This window comes from Luteimonas notoginsengisoli (assembly GCF_042648885.1).
Taxonomy (GTDB): Bacteria; Pseudomonadota; Gammaproteobacteria; order Xanthomonadales; family Xanthomonadaceae; genus Luteimonas; species Luteimonas notoginsengisoli.
Genome location: NZ_JBHRYF010000009.1, coordinates 156,161 through 181,286, shown reverse-complemented (window position 1 = coordinate 181,286; position 25,126 = coordinate 156,161). Strand labels below are relative to the sequence as shown.

Annotated in this window: 18 protein-coding genes; 9 read left to right on the top strand and 9 right to left on the bottom strand. The window is 68.2% G+C overall.

The annotated features are described in order from the left end of the window. Positions 1-63: 63 nt before the first annotated feature. From ACFOM9_RS12885 to ACFOM9_RS12875, 3 genes are all read right to left on the bottom strand, one after another. Entirely contained in the window at positions 64-1,635 is a 1,572-nt protein-coding gene (locus tag ACFOM9_RS12885) for a pseudouridine synthase (RefSeq protein WP_386711487.1), read from the bottom strand. Continuing rightward, positions 1,632-2,609 (bottom strand): SMC-Scp complex subunit ScpB, encoded by a 978-nt coding sequence (scpB, locus tag ACFOM9_RS12880; protein ID WP_449284269.1) that lies wholly within the window; start codon positions 2,607-2,609, stop codon positions 1,632-1,634. The genes ACFOM9_RS12885 and scpB overlap by 4 nt, the downstream gene beginning before the upstream one ends. 151 nt (positions 2,610-2,760) lie before the next feature. Continuing rightward, positions 2,761-3,675, bottom strand: coding sequence for a segregation and condensation protein A (locus tag ACFOM9_RS12875; RefSeq protein ID WP_386711484.1), 915 nt, complete (start codon positions 3,673-3,675; stop codon positions 2,761-2,763). 338 nt (positions 3,676-4,013) lie between these two features. Between ACFOM9_RS12875 and ACFOM9_RS12870 the strand changes: the two genes are divergently transcribed. The 9 genes from ACFOM9_RS12870 to ACFOM9_RS12830 all read left to right on the top strand — a co-directional run bounded on the left by ACFOM9_RS12870 (position 4,014) and on the right by ACFOM9_RS12830 (position 17,122). Further along, the gene (locus ACFOM9_RS12870) at positions 4,014-4,313 is read left to right on the top strand and encodes a YciI family protein (protein WP_386711936.1); all 300 of its coding nucleotides are present in this window, start codon (positions 4,014-4,016) and stop codon (positions 4,311-4,313) included. Positions 4,314-4,354: 41 nt separating this feature from the next. After that, entirely contained in the window at positions 4,355-4,603 is a 249-nt protein-coding gene (locus tag ACFOM9_RS12865) for a BolA family protein (RefSeq protein WP_386711933.1), read from the top strand. A gap of 157 nt (positions 4,604-4,760) precedes the next feature. Then, complete coding sequence (locus ACFOM9_RS12860) at positions 4,761-5,807, top strand: LacI family DNA-binding transcriptional regulator (RefSeq protein WP_386711481.1); 1,047 nt, start codon at positions 4,761-4,763, stop codon at positions 5,805-5,807. A 98-nt stretch (positions 5,808-5,905) separates the two neighbouring features. After that, positions 5,906-8,947 carry a TonB-dependent receptor gene (locus ACFOM9_RS12855; RefSeq protein WP_386711478.1) on the top strand — a complete coding sequence of 1,014 codons (3,042 nt, stop codon included), beginning with the start codon at positions 5,906-5,908 and terminating at the stop codon, positions 8,945-8,947. A gap of 75 nt (positions 8,948-9,022) precedes the next feature. Next, positions 9,023-10,894, top strand: coding sequence for a glucoamylase family protein (locus ACFOM9_RS12850; RefSeq protein WP_386711475.1), 1,872 nt, complete (start codon positions 9,023-9,025; stop codon positions 10,892-10,894). After that, positions 10,839-12,161 carry a sugar ABC transporter substrate-binding protein gene (locus ACFOM9_RS12845; protein ID WP_386711472.1) on the top strand — a complete coding sequence of 441 codons (1,323 nt, stop codon included), beginning with the start codon at positions 10,839-10,841 and terminating at the stop codon, positions 12,159-12,161. The genes ACFOM9_RS12850 and ACFOM9_RS12845 overlap by 56 nt, the downstream gene beginning before the upstream one ends. Beyond that, entirely contained in the window at positions 12,158-13,036 is an 879-nt protein-coding gene (locus tag ACFOM9_RS12840) for a carbohydrate ABC transporter permease (protein WP_386711469.1), read from the top strand. Before ACFOM9_RS12845 ends, ACFOM9_RS12840 begins: the two co-directional genes overlap by 4 nt. 97 nt (positions 13,037-13,133) lie before the next feature. Next, a complete protein-coding gene (locus ACFOM9_RS12835) occupies positions 13,134-13,955 on the top strand; it encodes a carbohydrate ABC transporter permease (RefSeq protein ID WP_386711466.1) in 822 nt (273 codons plus the stop codon). After that, positions 13,952-17,122, top strand: a complete 3,171-nt coding sequence (locus tag ACFOM9_RS12830; RefSeq protein ID WP_386711463.1) for a discoidin domain-containing protein — start codon at positions 13,952-13,954, stop codon at positions 17,120-17,122. Before ACFOM9_RS12835 ends, ACFOM9_RS12830 begins: the two co-directional genes overlap by 4 nt. A 466-nt stretch (positions 17,123-17,588) precedes the next feature. Here the strand turns inward: ACFOM9_RS12830 and ACFOM9_RS12825 are convergent, their stop codons facing one another. The 6 genes from ACFOM9_RS12825 to ACFOM9_RS12800 all read right to left on the bottom strand — a co-directional run bounded on the left by ACFOM9_RS12825 (position 17,589) and on the right by ACFOM9_RS12800 (position 25,055). After that, entirely contained in the window at positions 17,589-18,248 is a 660-nt protein-coding gene (locus ACFOM9_RS12825) for a bifunctional 4-hydroxy-2-oxoglutarate aldolase/2-dehydro-3-deoxy-phosphogluconate aldolase (RefSeq protein WP_386711460.1), read from the bottom strand. 148 nt (positions 18,249-18,396) lie between these two features. Further along, complete coding sequence (edd, locus tag ACFOM9_RS12820; protein ID WP_386711456.1) at positions 18,397-20,316, bottom strand: phosphogluconate dehydratase; 1,920 nt, start codon at positions 20,314-20,316, stop codon at positions 18,397-18,399. A 43-nt stretch (positions 20,317-20,359) separates the two neighbouring features. Next, positions 20,360-21,103: a 6-phosphogluconolactonase gene (gene pgl / locus ACFOM9_RS12815; protein WP_386711453.1), complete on the bottom strand. Its 744-nt coding sequence runs from the start codon at positions 21,101-21,103 to the stop codon at positions 20,360-20,362. Continuing rightward, positions 21,100-22,119 carry a glucokinase gene (glk, locus tag ACFOM9_RS12810; protein WP_386711450.1) on the bottom strand — a complete coding sequence of 340 codons (1,020 nt, stop codon included), beginning with the start codon at positions 22,117-22,119 and terminating at the stop codon, positions 21,100-21,102. Before glk ends, pgl begins: the two co-directional genes overlap by 4 nt. Beyond that, complete coding sequence (gene zwf, locus ACFOM9_RS12805) at positions 22,116-23,570, bottom strand: glucose-6-phosphate dehydrogenase (protein WP_386711447.1); 1,455 nt, start codon at positions 23,568-23,570, stop codon at positions 22,116-22,118. Before zwf ends, glk begins: the two co-directional genes overlap by 4 nt. A 99-nt stretch (positions 23,571-23,669) precedes the next feature. Then, positions 23,670-25,055 carry a GH1 family beta-glucosidase gene (locus ACFOM9_RS12800; protein WP_386711444.1) on the bottom strand — a complete coding sequence of 462 codons (1,386 nt, stop codon included), beginning with the start codon at positions 25,053-25,055 and terminating at the stop codon, positions 23,670-23,672. Positions 25,056-25,126 lie beyond the last annotated feature (71 nt).

Sequence of the window (25,126 nt, the reverse complement as noted above, 5' to 3'; positions counted from 1 at the left end):
GGATTGCGACCAGGCAGCCAAGGAACGCCACCCGCAACAAGTCCGAGGCCTGCATGGCGGCGGTCAGCGGTTGCCGCCGCGAGGGCCGCCCGGCCCGCGGTTGCCGCCCGGACGGGGGCCGGATGGGCGAGGGCCGGCCGGACGCGGACCGCGCGGGCCAGCCGCACGGTTGCCCGCCGGGCGCGCGCTGCGCGGCCGCTCGTAGGGGCTGGAGCCCGGATTGGCATGGTCGGAGGGGAACACCGGCGCGTTGCCGGGATGTCCATATGGGCGGGCCGGGCGGTTCTGGTTCTGGCCCGGTCCGCGCTGTTCGCCGGCGCCTGCGCCTGCACCGCGGCCCGGTCCCCGGCGCGGGCCGCCCTCGTTGCCGAACGGGCGGTTGCCACCCGCGCCGGGTCGGGCCTGGCCGCCACCGGGCTTCTTGCCGTAGGGCTTCTTGGGCCCGCGGCCGTCGGCATTGCGGTGGCCGCTGGGACCGGTGCTGACGCCATCGGGCACGTACCAGGTGCGGAACGCCGCGGGGTTGCCCTCCGGCAGCGGGTTGGCGCCCTTCTGCTTGCGCTGCTTGAACGGCTTCTGGGACTGCTTGGCCGCCGCTTCGCCGCTGACCGTCAGGCCGCTGTGCGGCTTCCTGCCGCGGCCGCGATCCTCGCGCAGATGGTCGAAGCGCCGCAGCTCGCGGCCTTCGTCGGCGGTGTTGTGGCCACCCACGTAGCCCGGTGAGCGACGCTGGCTGTCGACCTGCACGGTCGACTTGCTGGCCTTGCGCTGGCCGATCACCGGCTGCAGCGTCAGCGCCGGCGGCGGACCTTCCTCGAGCTTCAGTTCGCGGCGCAGCGCGTCGACCTTGTCGTCCGTCAGTTCCTGCGAATGTCCGCGCAGCAGCGGCTGCGGAAGTTCGACCGAACCATAGCGGATCCGCTTGAGTCGCGAGACCTGGCAGCCCTGGGACTCCCACAGGCGACGCACTTCGCGGTTGCGGCCTTCCTTCACCGTCACCTGGAACCATTCGTTGGAATCGGTGCCGCCGATGCGCTTGATCTCGTCGAACTTCGCCGGGCCGTCTTCAAGCGCCACGCCACGGCGCAGGCGGTCGACGATTTTCTCCGACACCGTTTCCTCGCCCTCGGGAGCGCGCACGCGGCAGACGTACTCGCGCTCGACCTCGAACGAGGGATGCATCATCGCGTTGGCCAGCTCGCCGTCGGTGGTGAGCAGCAGCAGGCCGGTGGTGTTGATGTCGAGGCGGCCGACCGCGATCCAGCGCGCGCCCTTGAGCGCGGGCAGGGCTTCGAAAATGGTCGGGCGGCCCTCGGGGTCCTCGCGCGTGGTGACTTCGCCCTCGGGCTTGTTGTAGATCAGCACGCGCGACGGGTCGGTCAGCGCGCTGGCGACGAACACCTTGCCGTCCAGTTCGACGCGGTCGCCGCCCTTGATGCTCATGCCGGTCTGCGCAACCTCGCCATTGACCTGGACCAGGCCGTCGGCGATGCGCTGTTCCAGCGCGCGGCGCGAGCCCAGGCCGGCCTGCGCTAGCACCTTGTGCAGGCGCTCTTCGAGGCGCGGGCTGTCGTTGTTGTTGTCGGTGCCGCGCTTCAGGGAAAGCTTGCGGCCGCTGGCGTTCGAATCACTCATGTCTTGCTCCGGGTGCTGTCGCCTTCGTCGGCGAGGGCATCTGCGTTCGTGTCGTCTTGCGACGGTTCGGGGTTGGGTGGGGTGTCGGCGTCGCGGTGGATGTCGGCGTCGATATCGGTATCGGTATCAGGATCAGGATCAGGATGGGCGTCCGTGATGGCGTCCGCGTCCGTTCCTGGATGGGTGTCCGCATCGGCCGCGTTGCCGTCGTCGACGCCGGATGCGTCGATCCCGCCGTCGGCTTCGCCTGCCTGCGCGTTCGTCTCGGCGGCCATGGCATCGGTGTCCGCGCCTGCGTCATCGGTCGTTTCGTCGTGCGCGTCCTGCGCGGCGCCGTCCTCGGTTCCGTCGCCCTCGGCGGGGGTTGCCTCGGCGTCCACGCTGACGTCGCCGACCGGCATGGTCGCGCCTGGCTTGCCGTCGAACTGCAGCTGCGGGTCGAGCTCGCCGAAATCCTTGAGTTCGGACAGCGGCGGCAATTCGTCGAGGCGCTTGAGGCCGAAGTAGTCGAGGAAGCCCTTGGTGGTGCCGAGCAGTTCCGGGCGGCCGGGGATGTCGCGATGGCCGACGACGCGGATCCATTCGCGCTCTTCCAGCGCCTTGATGATGTTGCTGTTCACCGCCACGCCGCGCACCTGTTCGATTTCGCCGCGGGTGATCGGCTGGCGATAGGCAATCAGGGCCAGGGTCTCCAGGGTGGCGCGCGTGTACCGCGTCTGGCGCTCGGTCCACAGGCGCGCGACCCAGGGATGCACGTCGGCCTGGACCTGGTAGCGCCAGCCGGAAGCCAGCTCGACCAATTCCACGCCGCGCTCCGCGCAGTCGGCCTGCAGCGACTCGAGCGCCTGCGCAATGCTGCCGTCGGGCGCGGGTTCGTCCAGCGGAAACAGCGCGTGCAGCTGGACCGCGGTCAGCGGCTGGTTGGCGGCGAGCAGCGCCGCCTCGACGATGCGTTTGATCAGTTGTGGGTCCATCGGGACTCGGTCATGGGTCGGTGTTCGGATGTATATGCAAGCCCATCAGCGACGATGGGCGGTAACGGGTTCGTTTGCGTGCCGGAGCCCGGGGATCACGGCGACGGATGCCAGTTCCAGTGCTTTCCATTCAACGGAACGCACCGGGCAATCACGCGTCGTCGTTTGACGCGGCGGAATCGTCGTCGAACTCGCTCGACAGCTCCAGCGCGGCAGTATCGCCATCGCGGGTCGCGAGCGACTTGAGGTAGATCGGCCCGAGCGCGACTTCCTGGACGATCTCCAGCAGCCGCTCCTTGGCCAGTTCCAGGATCGACAGGAAGGTGACCACCACGCCGAGCTTGCCTTCGCGCGCCTCGAACAGGGACTCGAAGCGATGGAAGCTGCCGTCCTCCAGGCGTGTGAGCAGTTCGCCCATGCGCTGGCGCACGCTGAGGGCGTCGCGCTTGATCGCATGGCCGGTGAACAGTTCGGCGCGCTTGAGCACGTCGTGCAGTGCCAGCAGCATCTCGCGCAGGTCGACCGGCGGCGGCAGCTTGACGCTGGCGCGATCCGGAACGAACGCCGCGGCCGGCGCGGTATCGCGGTCCTGGCGGGGCAGGGCGTCCAGGTCTTCGGCAGCCTGCTTGAAGCGCTCGTATTCCTGCAGGCGCCGGACCAGGTCGGCGCGCGGGTCGTCCTCGAGCGCTTCCTCTTCGGTCGAGCGCGGCAGGAGCATGCGCGACTTGATCTCGGCCAGGATCGCGGCCATCACCAGGTACTCGGCGGCCAGCTCGAAACGCATCTCCTGCATCACGCCGATGTAGTCGACGTATTGCCGGGTGATCTCGGCAACGGGGATGTCCAGGATGTCCAGGTTCTGGCGCCGGATCAGGTACAGCAGCAGGTCCAGCGGCCCTTCGAACGCATCGAGGATGACTTCCAGCGCATCGGGCGGGATATACAGGTCCTGCGGGATCTGCAGCACGGCTTGTCCATGCACGACTGCCAGCGGCATTTCCTGCTGCTGCGGGTGCAAGGTCGCCTGTTGTTGCACAGGCGCGGCGGACGCGATCTCTTCGGTCATGCGATTCGTAGCCCCCTTGGGCCACATCGTGGGCGTTGGCGCGCGACGGGGCCGCGGCCGGTTTGCAGCATTGCGGCGATGGGAGTCGCCATTCGAAGCGGAGGGCAGCCGGACGCCATGTGCGACCCGAGCCGCGCGATCTCGCGGCGTGGGTGGTGGAAGGTCGTCGGGCTGGACCGGTTGGAGACAGCGGGTCGGGCGTCTGGGGACGGGCCGCTGCGGGTTTCCGGTCGTGGTACTGGAGTTTAGGGTACGGGCTCGCACAGAGCGTGTCCAGCGCGGGGCTGAACGCAGGTGGCTACAATCCGGCCTTCGACCGGCTCAGGGAAATGCACGACATGTGGTATGCGATCGAAGGGCACGACGGCGCGGATGTGCTGGCGCAGCGCAAGCAGGCCCGTCCCGAACACCTGGCCCGCCTGACCGCCCTGCGCGATGGCGGTCGCCTGCTGGTGGCCGGCCCGTGCCCGGCGATCGATGCGATCGATCCCGGCCCGGCCGGTTTCAGCGGCAGCATCGTGATCGCGCGGTTCGCGTCGCTGGAGGAAGCGCGCGCCTGGGCAGACGCCGATCCGTACGTCGCCGCCGGGGTTTACACCCGGGTCGACGTGCGGCCGTTCAACGCGGTCCTGCCGTGACGGCACCCGGGCCGCTCCCGCGCGAGGAGCGTGTCGCCGCCATCGACCGCATCCTGCGGGCGGCCTTCGCGCCGACCGTGTTGAAAGTCCGCGACGACAGCCAGCGCCACGCCGGCCACGCCGGCGCCCGCGATGGCCGCGGGCACTTCGAGGTGGAGATCGTCAGCGAGGCGTTCTCGGGCCTGGCGCCGCTGGCGCGGCATCGTGCCGTCTATGACGCGCTTGGCGCCCTGATGACCACCGACATCCACGCCCTGTCCATCCGAGCCCGCACGCCTGCCGAGGCCTGACCGGCTGCCGCAGCGTTGTTGCGCTGCAGCACGCGCGAGCCCTGTTTTGAAGCGGAATCGCGACCTGCAAGGCCGCGCATGCTAGCCCTGTTCCGTCGCTTTACTTTGATCGCTGGAAACGTTTACAGTCCGGCGCAGTCAACCGGCGGGAGGGTGGATGAGCGTCACGATCAAAGACGTCGCGAAGCAGGCGAACGTGTCGGTGGCGACTGTCTCGCGCGCGCTCAACGGGCACGAGAACGTCGCCGAGGCCGTGCGTCAGCGCGTGCTCAGCGTCGCCAACGAGCTGCGCTACAGCCCGCACCACGCGGCGCGCAGCCTCAGCAGCCGGCGCACCCATACCATCGGCGTGGTGCTGCCTGACCTGCACGGCGAGTTCTTTTCCGAGCTGATGCGCGGCATCGACCACGGCGCGCGCGAGCGCGGCCTGCACCTGCTGGTGTCCAGCTACCACGGCAACCCGGCGGAACAGGGCGCCGCGCTGCGCGCCATGCGCGGGCGCGTGGACGGCCTGCTGGTCATGTCGCCTTTCGTCGCCGACACCGGCATGGTGCGCGACAACCTCAGTGCCGGCATGCCCGCCGTGCTGATGAACAGCAGCCTCGCCGGGACCGACCTGCAGGCGGTCAGCGTGGACAACTACGGTGGCGCGCGGGAAATGGTGCGGCACCTCGCGGCGTCGGGGCACCGCCGCATCACCTTCATCGCCGGGCCCGACGACAACTTCGACGCGTCCGAACGCCTGCGCGGCTACCGCGACGAACTCGCCGCGAGCCTGCCGGACGCGGAGGAATGGATCCTCCAGGGCGATTTCCACGAGGCATCCGGCCATCGTGCCGGCGGCACGTTGCTGGCAGGCTTCGAGCGGCCCGACGCGGTTTTCGCCGCCAACGACATGATGGCGCTGGGCTGCCTGTTCGCACTCACCCATGCCGGCATCCAGGTGCCGCGCGACATCGCTATCGCGGGCTTCGACGACATCCCGCTGGCGCGTTACGTACATCCGTCGCTGACCACGATGCGCGTGGACATCGCCGAGCTTGGCGACCGGGCCCTGCGCAGGCTGCTGGAGGCCATGGCGCCAGGGGATCCGGGAGACGGCGTTGGCGGGGCGGAACCGCTGGTGCCGAAACTGATGGTGCGGGACTCCAGTGTCGCTGGAGCGGAGGCAAAGCAGGTGTCCAAGGGCGATGTTGTCGCCTGAGCGGCCGGGGGGGCGCGTGGACACGGCAATCACGGCGTTTACAAAAAAATAACCGATGGCAGATGTCCCACATTGACAGCCCCTGGGAGGGAGACGTCATGAAGTCCACGCATCGTTCCACATACAGACATACTCGTTCGCTGCTTGCCTGCGCGCTGGCCAGCTGCATGCTGCTGGCGGCCCCACAAGTCCTCGCGCAGTCCACCTCGGCCACGATCCGCGGCCAAGTGTCCGCCGACTCGACCCCAGCGGGCGGGGCAACCGTCACCGCGACCAACCTGGCCACGGGGCTGACGCGAAGCGTGCAGAGCACGGGCAACGGCAACTACTCGCTCAACGGCCTGCCGCCGGGCAGCTACCGGCTGGATGTCGCCGCTAACGGCCAGACCAGCTCGCAGAACATCACCGTACAGATCGGCCAGACCGCGACGGTCAACCTGGGCGTCGGCGGCGTCGCCGAAACCGCGCCCGCGGGAGAGGCGACCGACCTGGAGACGGTGACCGTCACGGCGCCGGCCATGGTCGAGACGAAGACTTCCGAGGTGGCGACCTATGTCACCCAGAAGCAGATCCAGGCGCTGCCGCAGGCGTCCCGCAACTTCCTGGCATTCGCCGACACCGTGCCGGGGATGATCTTCGAAACCGGATCGGACGGCACCAGCAAGCTGCGCGGCGGGGCGCAGAATTCCAACGGCATCAACGTGTTCATCGACGGCGTCGGCCAGAAGAACTACGTGCTCAAGGGCGGCGTGAGCGGCCAGGATTCTTCCAGCGGCAGCCCGTTCCCGCAGTTGGCCATCGGCGAGTACAAGGTCATCACCTCGAACTACAAGGCCGAGTACGACCAGATTTCCAGCGCTGCGGTGACCGCGGTGACCAAGTCGGGCACCAACGAGTTCGAGGGGCATTTCTTCTGGGATTACACCAATGACGGCTGGCGCCAGCCGACGTTCGCCGAAGAAAAGGGCGACTTCAAGGTGCCCTCCAAAGAGGAGCAGTACGGCGCCTCGTTCGGCGGGCCGCTCGTCCGTGACAACCTGTTCTTCTTCGTGACCTACGAAGCCAAGGAAATCAACCGACCGCGCACCGTCCGCCTCGGAACCAGCAACTTCGATCCGGCCTACATCACTCCCGAGATCGCGTCCTACCTCGGTCCGGCCAACGCGCCTTTCAAGCAGGACAACTATTTCGGGAAGCTGACCTGGCAGGCAGGGGACGACCATCTGGTCGAGCTCTCGGCGAAGAAGCGCGAAGAAACTGAAATCACCGGTGTCGGCGATGGCCCGAATGCGCCCTCCTACGGAACCGCCAAGACCAACGACAGTACGCGCGTCGACCTGCGCTGGCAGTGGAGCGGGATGACCTGGTTGAACGACCTGCACCTGACGTCAGAAGACGACGAATGGAGCCCGCGCCCGATCACGATGGGCCCTGGCAGGTCGATCCGCTCGACTTTGGCGAACCCGACCGACGGCGACACGCTGATCAACATCGGCGGCGGTCGCGACTACCAGGACAAGGGACAGAAGGGCGAGTCGCTGCAGAACGACTTCACCTTCACCGGCTTGGAGCAGCACACGATCAAGGCCGGCATCAAGTACAAGTCGGTCAAGATCAACGCCTTCGAGCAGCAGCCGTACAATCCGCAGTTCCGCTACGACCTGAACCAGAACATCGACGCGGGGCTCATCGAGATCGCGGACTTCGTTCCGTGGGACGTGGAGTTCGGCGCGCCGCTGCCCGGCATCGACGACCGCAATGTCAGTTCGCGCAACAAGCAGTACGGCATCTACCTCCAGGACGACTGGGAGGTCACCGACAAGCTCACGCTGAACCTCGGTGTCCGCTACGACTACGAGGAAACGCCCGGTTTCGAGAACTACGTCACCGATCCGGGCCTGACCGCCGCCTTGCGCGGCTGGAGCAATCTCCAGGGCCCGAACGTCGACTACGACATCGAGGACTACATCAGCAACGGAAGCAATCGCGATCCGGACAAGAACAACTGGGCGCCCAGGCTGGGCTTCTCCTATGACCTCTTCGCGGACCAGCGGCACGTGATCTTCGGCGGGGCGGGACGGTCCTATGACCGCAACCTGTTCGATTACCTGGCGCTCGAGCAGTCCAAGTCGACTTTCCCCGGCTATCGCTACTCCTTCGACACGCCCGGCCATCCGTGCACGGTCGGTACCGGTACCTGCCTGGCCTGGGATCCGTCCTACTACGATCCGGCGAACCTGTACGCCCTGGTCGCGGCCAGCCCGAACCTGGGCGCCGAGGTGTTCATGATCAACAACGACCTGGAGACGCCGTACTCCGACCAGTTCAGCCTGGGCATGCGCAATACGGTCACGATGTGGAACCACGACTGGAACACGTCGGCGACGATCGCCCACGTGCGCAGCTACGAGGGCGTCATCTTCGCACTCGGCAACCGCTGGCCGGATGGGAGCTATCGCGATCCCGCTTTCCCGGACGCGACGTGGGGCCACCAGCCATGGGGTTACGGAATCCCGGGCTACGGCAGGCTGCTGATTGGCGACAACGGCATCGAGACCAAGCTCAACCAGCTGCTGCTCTCGGTCGACAAGCCGTATTCGGAGAATTCGCCCTGGGGCGTGACCGTCGCCTATACCTACAGCGATGCGAAGGAGAACCGCCTCAACGCCGCCAACAGCGATGAGCACTTCACCTTCGATTACCCCAACCTCGACGGACTGCCGTTCATCACCTCCGTCGGCATCCCGAAGCACCGCCTCGTCGCCACCGCGTTCGGCGACTTCTGGGGCATGACGCTCTCGAGCAAGCTCACGCTGGCAAGCCCGAACCCGAAGGATTCGACGAACTGCTACAACACGACCAGCACGGATAATTGCTACTTCGACTCTTTCAGGGCCGATGAAACGATCGGCTTCAAGCAGCTGGACATCGCGTTGCAGAAGACCTGGAACACCGGGACGGACCTGAGCTTCTACGTGCGTGGCGACGTTTTCAACGTGTTCAACTGGCAGAACTACACTGACTACGACACTTGGCGCGGAACCCCCGGCTCGGCCAACCCGAACTTCGGCAATCGCAACGGCGTGGGAACGGTCTGGCCGCCGCGGATGTTCAAGCTCTCGTTCGGCCTGGACTGGTAATCGATCGACGGCAGGCCGCCCGCCCGGGCGGCCTGCTTTTTCCGCACACGAACGAACATGGGGTGCCCTGACGCAATGCGACGCCGCAGTTTTTCCTTCGCCATGGTCTGGCTTGCCTGCCTCATCCTGCCGCTCGCGGCATGCAAGAAGATCGACGAACCGGAAGCGCGGTCATCCGTGCCTCAGCAGCAGCCCGCCGAACCGGCGGCTCAGCCGCAGCCGCCGCCCCCCGAGCCCGAGCAGGCATCGACCGGCGCGCGGCCCGTGCTGCCGCCGCTGTTCAAGGACATCGAAAAGCGCACGTTCCAGTTCTTCTGGGACACCACCAACGAAACCAACGGGATGACGCCGGACCGCTTCCCGTCGCGGCCGTTCGCGTCGATCGCCTCGATCGGCTTCGCGCTGACCGCCTATCCCATCGGCATCGAGAACGGCTGGGTGAGCCGGCGCCAGGCGGTGGATCGCACGTTGACCACGCTGGAATTCCTGCGCGATGCAAAGATGGGGCCGCAGAAGGAGGGCACGTCGGGGTACCACGGCTTCTACTACCACTTCCTCGACATGCAGAAAGGCCAGCGCTACGAGCCCTGGGTGGAGCTCTCGAGCGTCGATACCGGGCTGTTGATGATGGGCGTGCTGTTCTCGCGCGGATACTACGATCGCGACGACCCCCGCGAGGAGCAGATCCGCAAGGTCGCGGACGAGCTTTACAGGCGGGTCGAATGGAACTGGCTCCAGGTGCGGCCACCGCTGATCTCGATGGGCTGGTACCCGGAAACGGGCTTCATCGAGCATGACTGGACGGGTTCGAGCGAAGGCATGCTCGTGTACCTGCTGGCGCTCGGCTCGCCGACGCACCCGATCGAGCCGGATGTCTGGCAGGCATGGACCGCGGGATACGAGGAAAGCTGGGGGCACTTCGAGGGCCAGGAGTACCTGAGCTACGGCCCGATGTTCTGGCACCAGTACAACCAGGTCTGGGTGGACTTCCGCGGCATCCAGGACGAATACATGCGGGCGCACGGCATCGACTACTTCGAAAACAGCCGGCGTGCCACGCTCGCACAGCGCACCTACGCCATCGAGAACCCGATGAAGTGGCAGGGGTATGGCGAGAACGTCTGGGGCCTGACCGCCAGCGACGGCCCGCAGCGCACCGTGCAGCTGTACAACGGCGAGGAACGCGAGTTCCGCCACTACAGCGCCCGCGGCGCGGGACTGCGCGACGCCTACGACGACGGCACCATCGCGCCGACCGCGGCGATCGGCTCGCTGGTGTTCGCGCCCGAGGTGGTGATCCCGGCAACCGTGGAAATGCACGAACGCTACGGCGATTTCCTGTACTCCAGCTATGGATTCCTGGACTCCTTCAATCCCAGCTTCAACTACGACATTCCGCTCAAGACCGGCCGCCTGGTGCCGGACAAGGGCTGGGTGGCGAGCGATTACATCGGCATCGACCAGGGCCCGATCCTGACCATGATCGCCAACTACCGGAACGAGTTCGTGTGGAACGTCATGCGGCGCGATCCGTACATTCGCGCCGGCCTGGAGCGCGCGGGATTCACCGGTGGCTGGCTGGATGCGGAACAGGACAAGCCGCAAGTCGATGCGGACGCCAGCGCGCCCGGCCAGCCCGCCGATCGCGCCGGCAATGGCGAGCCGGCCCCGGTGCGACCGCCGCTGAAGGCGCCGCGCGCGGCGGAATCGAACCTGCAATCGCAGCGGATACACTGCCAACATGCGCCCATCGAAGCCATTGCCGCGACATCGTGGCCTTCCTGCATCGGGAAAGCGCGTCTGTCGCGCCATCGGCTGCCTGTTGCTGGTCCTGCTGTTGGCCTGCGCACGGCAGTCCGAACCGGCGCGAGAGACGATCACGTTCTGGGTCATGGGGTTCGAGGGCGAACAGGTCGCGCGCCTGCTGCCGGAATTCGAGCGGCGTAATCCCGGCATCCATGTCGAGTTGCAGCAGATGCCCGTGCTTTCGGCGCACGAAAAGCTGCTGACCGCTTTCGCTGGCGACTCGCTGCCGGACGTCACGCCGCTGGGCAACACCTGGATCCCCGAATTCGCGCTGCTCGGCGCGCTCGCGCCGCTGGACGAACGTATCGCGGGCACCGCTGGCTTCGACGCGTCCGACTACTACCCCGGGGCGTGGGACAGCGGCGTCATCGACGGGGTCACCTATGCGGTGCCCTGGTACGTCGAGACGCGACTGCCGTTCTACCGCGTGGACCTGCTGCGCGATGCCGGCATCGACACTCCGCCGACCGACTGGAACGAATGGCGCAAGGCGATGGCCGCGGTCAAGCGCGAGGTGGGGCCGGACCGCTACGCGATCCTGCTGCCGCTCAACGAGTTCGAGCCGCTGCTCAACCTCGCCATCCATGATCCCCTGCTGCGCGACGGCGGCCGCTACGGAAACTTCCGCAGCGCGGGCTTCCGGCGCACGCTGGCGTTCTACAAGGAGATCTTCGACAGGAACTGGGCGCCGCGGGTCGGCAGCACCGCGATCTCGAACGTCTGGGACGAATTCGGCAAGGGCTACTACACGTTCTATATCAACGGCCCCTGGAACATCGCCGAGTTCAGGAAGCGGCTGCCGCCCGCGCTCGCCGATGCCTGGATGACGATGCCGTTGCCGGGGCCCGATGGGCCGGGGGCGTCGGTGGCTGGCGGCACCAGCTTCGTGGTGTTCCGCAACTCCGAGCACAAGGATGCCGCCTGGAAGCTGGTGGCCTACCTGTCCGATCCGGCAGTGCAGGTGCGGTTCCATGGCATGACCGGGAACCTGCCGCCGCGCCGCTCGCCGTGGGAGAACCCGGAGCTGGCGAACGATCCCTATGCACGCGCGTTCCGAGACCAGCTCGAGCGGGCGGTGCCGACGCCGAAAGTGCCGGAGTGGGAACGCATCGCCACCGAGCTGAAGCTGGTAGGCGAGCTGGTCGCCAACGGGCGCATGACGGTGGACGAGGCTGCGGTCGAACTGGATCGGCGCACCGATGCGATCCTCGAGAAGCGGCGGTGGATGCTGGACCAGGCGAACGGCGGCCCGGCTGTGGCGACAGGCCCATCCCTGCGCTCGTCATTGCCGCTCCGCGGAAAGGGCATGCAAGGACACAAGCTGCAGGCCACGGCTGGGGTCGGCTGCCCGTCCTCGACGGCGCACGGCGGCGCTGCCTGCGGCGCGCCTGCGGGAGCCGCGCCGTGACCCGCGCGCTCGCCGGCTGGACCTTTGCCGCGCCCGCGTTGCTCGTGATCGTGGTGTTCTTCTTCCTGCCGGTAGTCGCGGCGCTGGCGCTGAGCGTCACCGACTTCGACATCTATGCGCTGGCCGACATCGGCAACCTGCGCTTCGTCGCCTTCGACAACTACGTGGGGCTGCTGCACAACCCGCTGTTCTGGAAGACGCTGGGCAACACGCTGTATTTCGTGATCGTCGGCGTGCCGCCGTCGATCGCCGTCTCGCTCGGCGCGGCGGTGCTGCTGCATTCGAAGCTCGGGCGCTTCAAGGGCTTCTATCGCACCGCGTTCTTCGCTCCGGTGGTAACGACCGTGGTGGCCGTGGCCGTGATCTGGCGCTACCTGTTCCATACCCGCTACGGGCTGGTGAACTGGGGACTGTCGTCGATCGGCATCGAACCGATCGACTGGCTCGGCGATCCGCACTGGGCAATGCCGACCATCATCCTGTTCGCGGTGTGGAAGAACTTCGGCTACAACATGATCATCTTCCTCGCGGGCCTGCAGTCGATTCCCGAAGACCTCTACGAAGCCGCGCGCATCGACGGCGCCGGCGCCTGGCGCCAGTTCCGCCACGTGACCCTGCCGATGCTGGGGCCGGTGCTGCTGCTGGTGGGGATCCTGACCATGTCGGGCTATTTCCAGCTGTTCGCCGAGCCGTACGTGATGACCCAGGGCGGGCCGCTGGAAAGCACCAAGAGCGTGCTGTACCTGATGTACGACGAGGGCTTCAAGTGGTGGAACCTCGGCAACGCGTCGGCGGTGGCGTTTCTGCTGTTCGTGCTGATGGTCGCGGTGACCAGTGGCCTGCTGTGGTTCGCGCGGCGCAAGGGGGTCGAATGAGCCTGCAGCGCACCGGATGGCCGCGTCAGTGCTGTGTCTTCGGACTCGGTGAAGGATATTTCCCGTCGAAGACATTCGCCGGATCGGGGCTGCGCGCATGAGGCGCCCACTCGCCACCGCCATCGTCAACGGCCTGCTGCTGGCGCTGGCCGTGGTCAGCCTGGCGCCGCTGCTGTGGATGCTGTCGGTCTCGTTCATGCACACCGGCGAGGCGGCGCATTTTCCGCCGCCGCTGCTGCCGTCGGCGCCCACGCTGGCGAACTACCACGAGCTGTTCGCCAAGGCCGGCATGGGCCGCTACCTGTTCAACAGCTTCCTGGTGTCCACCTGCGTGACGCTGCTGGCATTGCTGTTCAACACCATGGCGGGTTATGCGTTTGCGAAGCTGAAGTTCGCCGGACGCGAGCGGGTTTTCCAGCTGCTGCTGGCCGCACTCGTGATCCCGGCGCAGGTGGCGATGATGCCGCTGTTCCTGCTGCTCAAGCAGATGGGGCTGGTGAACACGTACATGGGCGCGATCGTGCCCGGCATGGCGACGATCTTCGGCATCTTCCTGGTCCGGCAGTACGCGCGGTCGATCCCCGACGAGCTGCTTGAGGCCGCGCGCATCGACGGCGCCGGCGAAATGCGGATCTTCTTCCAGATCGTGCTGCCGGCGCTGAAACCCATCATCGTGACGCTGGCGATCTTCAGTTTCATGGCCGCATGGAACGATTTCATGTGGCCGCTGATCGTGCTCAGCGACCAGGACCTGCAGACCCTGCCGGTCGCGCTGGCGTCGCTGTCGCGCGAGCACGTGCAGGACAACGAACTGATGATGGCAGGCTCGGTGGTGACCATCGTGCCGGTGCTGCTGCTGTTCCTGGCGCTGCAGCGCCACTACATCCAGGGGCTGCTGCTCGGGAGCGTGAAGGGATGAGGAAGTTGGATACCGCCGGTCGGGGAAGCGCTTTTGCCTCGCTGTTGCTGTCATTGGCGCTCCTGGCTCCAGCAACCGCATTCGCCCAGCAGCTCATCGGCGAGCCACGGCTCCTCGACGGCTTCGAGGATGCGACGCCCTGGCGCGTGGTCGCCTCCAACCAGGTCAGCGGCACGCTGCGCGTGGCGGATGGTGCGCAGGGCAGGGCGCTGTGCCTGGACTACGACTTCAACGGCGTGTCCGGCTACGCCGGCATCCAGCGCGACTTGCCGATCGACTATCCGGAGAACTACGCCTTCGCGTTCCGGATGCGGGGGGATTCACCGGCCAACGACCTCGAGATGAAGTTCGTCGACGCCAGCGGCGACAACGTATGGTGGGTGAAGAAGACCGGCTACGAGTTCCCGGCGCAGTGGACGCCGGTGCGCTACAAGAAGCGCCACATCAGCAAGGCCTGGGGGCCGAGTCCCGATCGCGTGCTGCGCCACAGCGCGAAGCTCGAATTCACGATCTACAACCGTGTCGGCGGCAACGGCACGGTCTGCTTCGACGCGCTGCGGCTGGAGCGGCTGGCGCCGGCCGACCACAGCCCGCTGACCGCGACGGCGAGCGCGCCGTCGGGCGATGCCGACGCGGCGGTCGACGGCGACGCGGACACCGCTTGGGACGCTCGCGATGGCGAACGCCTGCTGCTCGACCTGGGCAGCGTGCGCGAGTTCGGCGGCATGGTGCTGCAGTGGGAAAAGGGTGCGCACGCGTCGCGCTACGCCGTGCAGCTGTCCATGGACGGCAAGTCGTTCCGCGACGTGCGCCAGGTTGAGGAGGGCAACGGCGGCACCGACTGGCTCGCGATGCCGGAGTCAGAGGCGCGCTACGTCGGCATCCTGCTGCAGGGCGGGCCGGGGCAGGCGCGCCGGCTGCGGGAGGCCAGCGTGGAGCCGCTGTCATTCGCCGCGACGCCCAACGACTTCATCCGTTCCGTGGCCACGCAGTCGCGGCGCGGGCTGTTCCCGCGCGGTTTCAGCGGTGAGCAGCCGTACTGGACGATCGTCGGCGTCGACGCGGGCAGCGACCAGGGGCTGGTCGGCGAGGATGGCGCGATCGAGGTGTCCCGGGGCGGTTTCCGGATCGAGCCGTTCGTCGTACAGGACGATGGCCTGGCCAGCTGGGCCGACGTGGAAATCTCGCAGACGCTGCAGGACGGCTACCTGCCGATCCCGGGCGTGGCGTGGAAGCATCCTGACTTCGGCCTGCAGGTGACCGCGTTCGCGCACGGCAGCGCGGAGCAGGCACAGCTGGTGGCGCGCTATCGGGTGGAGAACACCAGCGATACGGCGCGCACATACACGCTCGCGCTGGCCATCCGTCCGCTGCAGGTCAATCCGCCGACCCAGTTCCTGAGCACGGTCGGCGGCGTCAGCCGGATCGACAGCATGTCGCTGGGGTCGATCGTGACCGAGGTCAACGGCGAACCACGCCTGTTCGCGCGGCAAGCGCCGGATTCGCGCTTTGCCAGCACGTTCGACCACGGCATGGCGACCAGCCTGCTGGCCGATGGCGAACTGCCCGACGCGACGTGGGTCGAGGACCCGACCGGCCTGGCATCGGGCGCGCTGCTCTACCGGATGGAGCTCGCGCCCGGTGAATCCCGCGAAGTGGACCTGCTCGCGCCGCTGATCGGCGACATGCCGTTCAAGGCCAACGACTGGAGCGCGTCCGACATGCAGGCGCAGACGGCGCAGGCATGGCGCGAGCGGCTCGACGACGTGGAGATCAGCGTCCCGCCCGCGGGCCAGGCGCTGGCCGACACACTGCGCACCGCCACCGCGCACATGCTCATCTCGCGCGTGGGGCCCAGCCTGCGGCCGGGCACGCGTTCGTACGCGCGCAGCTGGATCCGCGACGGGGCGATGATCTCCGAGGGCCTGCTGCGCATGGGCCGGACGGACGCGGTGCGCGAATACGTCGAGTGGTACGCGCCGTACCAGTTCGACGACGGCATGGTGCCGTGCTGCGTCGACGACCGCGGCAGCGACCCGGTGCCAGAGAACGACAGCCATGGCGAACTGATCTTCAACATCGCCGAGCTTTACCGCTACGACGGCGACAAGGCATTCCTGGCCAGGATGTGGCCGCGCGTGCTCGGCGCGTTCGAGTACATGGAGAAGCTGCGCCTGAGCGAGCGCACCGAGGCCAACCGGGCGAAGAACCCGGCGTTCTACGGGCTGATGCCGGCTTCGATCAGCCACGAGGGCTATTCGGCCAAGCCGATGCATTCGTACTGGGACGATTTCTGGGCGCTGCGCGGCTACAAGGATGCGGTGGAAGTCGCGAAGGTGCTCGGCAAGGACGACGAAGCGCAGCGCATGGCCGCGTCGCGCGACCAGTTCCGCGAGGACCTCTACGCGTCGATCCGTGCGGCGACGCAGGCACACGCCATCGACTTCATCCCCGGTGCCGCCGAGCTGGGCGACTTCGACCCGACCTCGACCACGATCGCGCTGGCGCCCGGCGGCGAGCAGGGTAGGCTGCCCGAGGATCTGCTTGACAACACCTTCGAGCGCTACTGGAGCGAGTTCCGCCAGCGCGAAACCGGTCAGCGCGAGTGGAAGGACTACACGCCCTACGAATGGCGCAACGTGTCGGCGTTCGTGCGCCTGGGCTGGCGTGAGCGGGCGTGGCACGCGGCACGGTTCTTCTTCGACGACCGGGCGCCACCGGCATGGAATCAGTGGGCGGAAGTGGTCTCGCGCACGCCGCGCAAGCCGTTCTTCGTCGGCGACCTGCCGCATGCCTGGGTGGCATCGGACTACGTGCGCTCGGCGCTGGACATGTTCGCCTACGCGCGCGACGTCGACGACAGCATCGTGCTCGCTGCCGGCGTGCCGGTGGACTGGTTCGAAGGCGATGGCGTGGCGATCCACGGATTGCGCACGCCGCGGGGCGAGCTGGGCTATTCGCTGCGGCGCAATGGCGACGCGCTGGTGCTGGACGTCGCCGACGGCGTCGAGGTGCCCGCAGGCGGCCTGGTACTGCCGTGGCCGTATGCCGGCGAGCCGGGCAGTGCGACGATCGACGGCAAGCCGGCGCAGTGGCAGGACGGCGAGCTGCGCATCCGCGCAGCGCCGGCGAGCGTGAAGATCGCGATGCCGCCGTCACGTCGGTAGAAGTGGCGAAGCTGTGGGCTTCGATCGCCGGTTGGCGATCGAAGTGGAATTCGCACGTGGGAGCGGCTTCAGCCGCGAGCTTTGATTGCAGGCATGTCGTGCGAAGAGCTCGCGGCTGAAGCCGCTCCCACAGGAACTTCTTCCCCGCCGAGCTAGGAGAGGGTCGGCGAGCAGGGCCCAGCTATCAGCGCACACGGCGCGATCTCCCCTCTTGGCCTCCCTTTGCCTTCGCAGCGCACAGGCTACCGCTTGCGGCTGGAGCCGCTCGCTGCGAGTGGCGATCGGGGGGCACATGTGGGAGCGGCTCCAGCCGCGAGCTTTTTGATTGTTGGCGAACCGGGCGGAAGGCTCGCGGCTGAAGCCACTCCCACGGGAACTTGCTTGCCTCACACTGCCCCCGTCGGCACTACGGCGGAAGGCCTACAGCTTGCGGCTGGCGTTGCTCCCACAGGAGCGGGCGGGCGTGTCAGGAGGCGCGGGCGTCGGCGACGATTGCGGCGGCGCGGCGCGAGGCGGCGCGGACCTTGTCCCATTCGCCGGCCGCCAGCCATGGCCTGGGCACCATCCACGAGCCACCGACGCAGGCGACGTTCGGCTGGGCGAGAAAATCGGCCGCGTTGTTCTCGCTGATGCCGCCGGTCGGACACAGCACCAGGTCGGCGAGCGGACCGTCGAGGCCCCTGATCATCGCCAGTCCGCCGACGGCGGTGGCGGGAAACAGCTTGCATGCGTGGAAGCCGCGCGTCATCAGGGCGAGGAATTCGGTCGGCGTCGCGGCCCCGGGTACGACCGGGACCTGGGCCTGTTCGAGCGCGTCGGCCAGCGAAGGCGGGGTCCCGGGCGTGACCAGGAAGTCGGCGCCGGCGTCGATCGCCTGCCGCATCTGTTCGCTCGTCAGCACGGTGCCGGCGCCCACGATGATGTCCGGCATATCGCGCTTGAGCGCGGCCAGCGCCTCGAGCGCGACCGGCGTGCGCAGGGTCAATTCGATGCTGCGCAGGCCGCCCTCGAGCAGCGCATCGGCCAGGCGCCTGGCCTGCTCGACGCCGTCCACGGTGACGACGGGCAGGATGCCGGCGTCGCGAAGCAGTTGTTCGGCTTTCGCCTGGTGTTGTCCGATGCTCATGGGATTGCGGTACTCGATGGCCGTGCCCAGGGTCCGCGGGCGCGCGGCTGCGGGTGGAAGAGGCGTCACATGGCGAGAGCGAAAGCCGGAAGCGGGATCATCACCCATCGCGAATCGACGGAGCGGCTGGCCAGGCAGCGCGGAGGGATCACGCGTCCTTGGCCTCATGCGGCGCCGTCGCCGCGACCGGCGAACCGCCCAGGTCGTACTCGGCGTCGTACTCCCAGACGTCGCCATCCAGAGACGGCGGCCCGCAGGAAATCGACAGCGCGCCGCGGTCGGCGGCGGTGACCATTGCGCGGTTGAGGGCGAACAGGTTGCGGCCGATGTCGTGCGCGGACGGGGCGCGGTTGGGTGCGGCGTCACGCGAAGCCCATTCGTCGGCGTCGACCAGCGCCTCGAGTATGCCGGCCTCGCCGTCGAGCCGGATCATGTCGCCCTCGCGCAGCTTTGCCAGCGCGCCGTCGCGCGCCGCCTCGGGGGTGACGTGGATCGCCGCGGGGACCTTGCCCGAGGCACCGGACAGGCGGCCGTCGGTGACCAGCGCCACGCGCCTGCCTTGGTTCTGCAGCATGCCCAGCAGCGGCGCGAGCGAGTGCAGCTCGGGCATGCCGTTGGCGCGCGGGCCCTGGTAGCGCACGACGGCGACGAAGTCGCGCGGCAGGGCGCCTGCGGCGTGCAGCCGGTTGAGCAGCTGCGGGGCGTCGACGACAACCGCCGGCGCGGTGATGCTGCGGAATTCCGGCTTCACCGCGGAGAGCTTGATCAGTGCGCTGCCCAGGTTGCCGCGCAGCAGGCGCAGGCCGCCCTGGGCCTCGAACGGCGCCGAGGCTGGACGCACCACGGTGTCGTCCGGGCTCTGCGCGACGCTTGGCGCATGGTCGAGCGTGCCGTCCGCGGCCAGGCGCGGTTCGTCGCAGTAGGCGCGCATGCCGCCGGGTACGACGGTTTCGATGTCGGCGTGCATCAGGCCGGCGTCGAGCAGCTCGCGGAACACGAACTGGGTGCCGCCGCACGCGGCGAAGCGGTTCACGTCGGCCTCGCCGTTGGGATACACGCGCGTGAGCAGGGGCACCGCCTGCGAGATCGCGTCGATGTCGTCCCAGGTCAGCGCGATGCCGGCCGCGCGCGCGACCGCAACCCAGTGGATGGTGTGGTTGGTCGAGCCGCCGGTGGCCATCAGCGCGGCGATCGCGTTGACGATGGCGTGCTCGTCGATCAGCCTGCCCAGCGGGCGGTAGTCGGCGCCGAGCGCGGTGATGCGCAGCGCGCGCTCGGTGGCGGCGCGGGTCAGCGCGTCGCGCAGCGGCGTGCCCGGATTGACGAACGACGCACCCGGCAGCTGCACGCCCATCGCCTCGAGCAGGACCTGGTTGGAGTTGGCGGTGCCGTAGAAGGTGCAGGTGCCGGGTGCGTGGTAGGACGAGGACTCCGCTTCCAGCAGTTCCTCGCGCGTCGCCTCGCCGGCGGCATAGCGTTCGCGCACCTCGGCCTTTTGCTTGTTGGGAATGCCCGGGGTCATCGGCCCGGCCGGGATGAACACCGCCGGCAGGTGGCCGAACGCAAGCGCGCCCATCAGGAGGCCGGGCACGATCTTGTCGCACACGCCCAGGTACACCACGCCGTCGAACATGTCGTGCGACAGGGCGATTGCCGTGGCCTGGGCGATCACGTCGCGCGAGAACAGCGACAGTTCCATGCCCGCGCGGCCCTGGGTGACGCCGTCGCACATCGCCGGTACGCCGCCGGCGACCTGCGCGGTCGCGCCCAGCGCGCGCGCCGCCCCGCGGATCAGCGCGGGATAGGTTTCGAACGGCTGGTGCGCCGAGAGCATGTCGTTGTAGGCGTTGACGATGCCGAGGTTGGGCGTGGCGTCGGCGCGCAGCCGACCCTTGTCGGTCGGACCGCAGGCGGCGAAGGCGTGGGCGAGGTTGCCGCAGCTCAGGCGGCTGCGATTCGGGCCTTGCTCGTGCGCGGCTTCGATGCCGGCCAGATAGGCCGCTCGCGAGCGCCGGCTGCGCGCGCGGATGCGCTCGGTGACGGCGGCGATGCGAGGGTCGAGGGTCATGGCAGCCAGTTTTGCATAGGGTCGTGGTCGATCGTTTCGCCGGTCACGGGCACCAGTGCACGCGCAGCCGCGCCCCCGGGGTGGTGAAGGCCAAGCGGATCGGAAGTTCCAGCGGATCGATGCCGTCCATCGCGCGTTCGAACAGGCGGCGCTTGTGCTCGCCGCGGATCAGCAGCAGCCGCATCCGGGATGGCGCCAAGCCGGCCGGCGTGAGGCTGATGCGGCGCGGCCACGGGCCGGCGCCGGGACAGCCGGCGGCATCGACGGAAACGTAGGGATTGGGGCTGGCAAGCAGCTGATCGAGCCCGCGCAGGCCGGGGAACAGCGATGCGGTATGGCCGTCGTCGCCCATGCCGAGCACCACGGCGTCGGGCGCCTGGCTGGCGTGCAGGTTGGCCGTGGCCACGGCTTCCTCGATGCTGCGTCCGGTTCGCGTCAGGGTTTCGAAACGCGCTTTCGCGGCCTTGTCGTGCAGCAGCGTGGCGCGCACGAGATGGGAATTGCTGTCGGGGTCGTCCGGTTGCAGCCAGCGCTCGTCGACCAGCGCGACATCGATCCGGTGCCAGTCCAGCGGCGCGCGGGACAGTGCCTCGTACACCGGTCCGGGGGTCGAGCCCCCCGAAAGCAGCAGCCGCGCGCGTGGTCGTTGTTCAAGCGCGCGGCGCAGTTCGGCGGCCAGCGTCACGGCGCCGGCCCACGCCCACTGTTCCGCGCTCTGGTACGACAGGAAATGCACTCGCGGGCCCGCGATCTCCATGTCCGGCTTGCCGTCGTCGCGTTCGGTCATGTCCTCGCCATCGCAGTTGCCGTCGATTGCCGCGCGATGACCGCGCAGCCCAGGAGTCCGGCGTGTGGATGCAGGACCGCCATCGATGGTACCCGGGCCATGTTCGGCGAGAAGCGGCCCTTGTGCTCGAAACGCTGGCGAAAGCCCGAGTGCTGCAGCGCATGCAGCATCCGCGGGACCAGGCCGCCGGTGAGGAACACGCCGTCCCAGGCGCCGGTGGTCAGCACCAGGTCGCCTGCGATCGCCCCGAACGCGGCGCAGAACACGTCGACCGCGCGCATGCAGCGCGGGTCTCCCGCGCGCGCGCCGGCGGTGATGTCGGCCGGCTGCATCGGGCCGGGGTCGATGCCGGCGATCTCGCTCAGTGCGCGATGGAGGTTGACCAGGCCCGGCCCGCTGACCAGGCGCTCATTGGAGACGCGGCCGAACTGCGCCGACAGGCGCTCGAGGATGGCGATCTCCTCCGGCGTGCCGGGCGGGAAGCTGACGTGGCCGCCTTCGGTTTCCAGAGCCCAGTGCTGGCCGTCGCGAACCACCAGGATGCCGACACCCAGGCCGGTGCCCGGTCCGATCACGGCGTAGATGCGATCGGCAGGCGCCGAGTCGGGAATCCAGGTCGCGCCGCCCAGCGCGACGACGTCGCTTTCGCGCAGCGCCGGGATCGCCATCGATTGCGCGGCGAAGTCGTTGACCAGGCGCAGGGAGGAAAAGTCGATCATCTCGCGGATGCGCGACGCGGAAATGACCCAGGGATGGTTGGTGATGCGCGCGTGCCCCTCCTCGACCCGCCCGGCCACCGCGAACACGCCGCTGCGCACGGGTTCGCCGCCGGCCCACGCGGCGCCATCGTCGAGGTAGCGGCGCGCCGCATCGCCCAGCGAGGGAAAATCGGCGACCGCGTATTCCATCACGGTGTCCTCCCGCAGCGGCATCCGGTCGCTCGTGTCGGCCAGCGCGAAGCGCGCATTGGTACCGCCGATGTCGGCGAGCAGCACGGGCTGGCCGGGGTCGCTCACTTCGACTGCTTCCCGGCCGGCTTGGCCCCGTGCCTGCGATGTCCGTTGGTGGAGAGGGTCACGGGCAGGAAATCCGATGCCGCGGCGGGGCCCCAGGAGCCGGCGGGGTAGTCGTGCACCGGCGTCGCCGCGGCCTGCCACGCGCTGCTCACGCTGTCGATCCAGCGCCACGCCGCCTCGACCTCGTCGTCGCGCACGAACAGCGTCTGGTCGCCCTTGAGCGCGTCCACCAACAGGCGTTCGTAGGCGATGCGCCGGGCCGGCGTCGACGACATCGACAGGTCCAGCGACATCGGCTGCAGCTCGGTGGCGCCCCATTCGGGCGCGGCCAGGCTGCCCATCAGGCCAAGTTCGATCGTTTCCTCGGGCTGCAGCCGCATGCGCAGCCGGTTGGGGCGGGCATGGGCCCGGTCCGGGCGTTCGAACACCCAGTGCGAGACCGGCTTGAACGACACCACGACCTCGGTGGTGCGCGAAGGCATGCGCTTGCCGGTGACCAGGCGGAACGGCACGCCCGCCCAGCGCCAGTTGTCGATGTACGCGCGCAGGGCGACAAAGGTCTCGACGTCGCTGTCGTGGGTGAAGCCGTTCACCGCCTCGCCGTCGACCACGCCGTTGCCATAGCGCCCGCGCACGCTGTCGGTGGCGACGTCGGCTGCGGTCATCGGACGCAGCGCACGCAGCACCTTGGTCTTTTCGTCGCGGATGCAGTCGGCGCACAGTTCCGACGGCGCCTCCATGGCGATCAGCGCCAGCAGCTGCAACATGTGGTTCTGCACCATATCGCGCAGCGCGCCGTAGTTGGCGTAGTAGCCTTCGCGGCCGTCGACGCCCGCGGTCTCGGCGACGATGATGTCGACCGACGCGATCCAGCGATGCTGCCAGACCGCTTCCATCAGGGTGTTGCCGAAGCGCAGCGCAAGCAGGTTCTGCACCGGCGCCTTGCCCAGGTAATGGTCGATGCGGAAGATCCGCGACTCGTCCAGCGCCGACCGCAGCGTGGCATTGATCGCGCGGGCGCTGGCGAGGTCGCGGCCGATGGGCTTTTCCAGCACCAGCCGCGACGGCGCTTCCAGCAGGCCGGCAGCCTTCAGCCCGCGGCAGGCCGGTTCGAACAGGTCCGGCGGCGTGGACAGGTAGCTGACGCTGGGCCGATCGGCATATTGCGACAGCGCCGCGGCCATGCCGTCGACGTCGTTGAGGTCCAGCGACAGGTATCGGGTGCGTGCGAGCAGGTCGTCGAGCGCGGCCGAGTCGCGGGCCTCCACGTCGCCCAGCCGGTCGCGCAGCCAGTCCTTGAAACCCGCGTCGTCGTGCTCGCTGCGGCCGATCGCCACGATCCGGAACGCGCCCGGCAGCAGCCGGTCGCGCAGCAGGTGCAGCAGCGAGGGAAACAGGTAGCGCTGCGCCAGGTCACCGGTTGCGCCGAACAACAGCAAGGTGTCGTGCATGGGCTCGCTACGCTCCGGGGAAGATTGGGAATGGGAGAACGTGGATCGGGTGCCGGGAGGGGAGATACCCTGCACCCGGCTGGCCCGAACCCGTGATTTTCAGGGCAACGGTTCCGCCAGCGCGCCGCCCTGGCTGGCGATCACGCGAGAATACCAGCGGCCGGAGTCCTTGATCGTGCGTTCCTGCGTGCCGTAGTTGACGTGCACGATGCCGAAGCGCTTGCCGTAGCCCAGCGACCATTCCAGGTTGTCCATCAGCGACCACGCCATGTAGCCGCGCACGTCGACGCCGGCCGCGATCGCGTCGTGGATCGCCGACAGGTGCTGGCGCAGGTAGTCGGTGCGCAGCGGATCGCGTACGCGGCGGTCGCCTGCGGCATCGGTATCGGCCACCGGCGGATCGAAGAACGCGGCGCCGTTCTCGGTGATGTACACCGGGATGTCGCCATAGGTCTGCTTGAACCAGAGCAGCAGGTCGGTCAGGCCCTGCGGAAACACTTCCCAACCGGTTTCGGTGTAGGTGCCCAGCGGCTGCTTCACCGGGCCCGCATCCAGCGGGTAGCTCCTCCGGGCTTCGGTCACGCTGCGGGTGTAGTAGTTGATGCCGATGAAGTCCAGCGGCTGCACGATCAGCTCGAAGTCCTCGGGCGGGAATTGCGGCCATGCGTCGCCGAAAATCTCGCCGAGTTCAGGCGGGTAGCGGCCGAGCAGGGCGGGGTGCAGGTACTGTTCATTCATGTAGGCGTGCGCGCGTTTCACCGCGGCCGCATCGTCGACAGAGCCGCTGGCCGCGTACTTGGGCTCGATGTTCACCACCAGCCCGATCTCGTGCTGGCCGATCGCCCGGTAGGCCTGCACCGCGGCGCCGTGCGCGCGCATCAGGTTGTGGCTGGCGATCGGCGCTTCATAGCGATTGCGATGGCCGGGGGCGAGCGCGCCGTGCAGGTAGCCGCCGTCGGTGACGACCCAGGGCTCGTTGAGCGTGACCCACTTCTTCACCCGGCCGTCGAGCGCGCGGTACAGCACGCTGCCGTACTCGGCGAACCAGTCCGCGCAGTCGCGGTTGAGCCAGCCGCCACGATCGTCGAGCGCCGCGGGTAGATCCCAGTGGTACAGGGTGAGCAGCGGCTCGATGTCGTTGGCCAGCAGTTCGTCGACCAGGCGCGAGTAGAAGTCGATGCCGGCCTGGTTCACCCGGCCGGTGCCCTCGGGCAGGATGCGCGACCACGACACGCTGAACCGGTAGGCCTGCAGGCCCAGTTCGCGCATCAGGCGCACGTCGTCCTTCCAGCGACGGTAGTGATCGCAGGCCACGTCGCCGGTGTCGCCGTTGGCGGTCATGCCCGGCGTATGCGCGAAGCGAGTCCAGATGCTGGGGCCCGCGCCGTCGGCCAGCGGCGAGCCCTCGATCTGGTGGGCCGCCGTGGCGGCGCCCCACAGGAATCCTTTCGGGAATGAAAAATCCTTCTGTTGCGCCTGCGCCATCGGTGATGATTCCTCGCGTGCTTGTTGCGGCATGAAAACGATTACATGCCAGAATACCGTAACGAAACGCG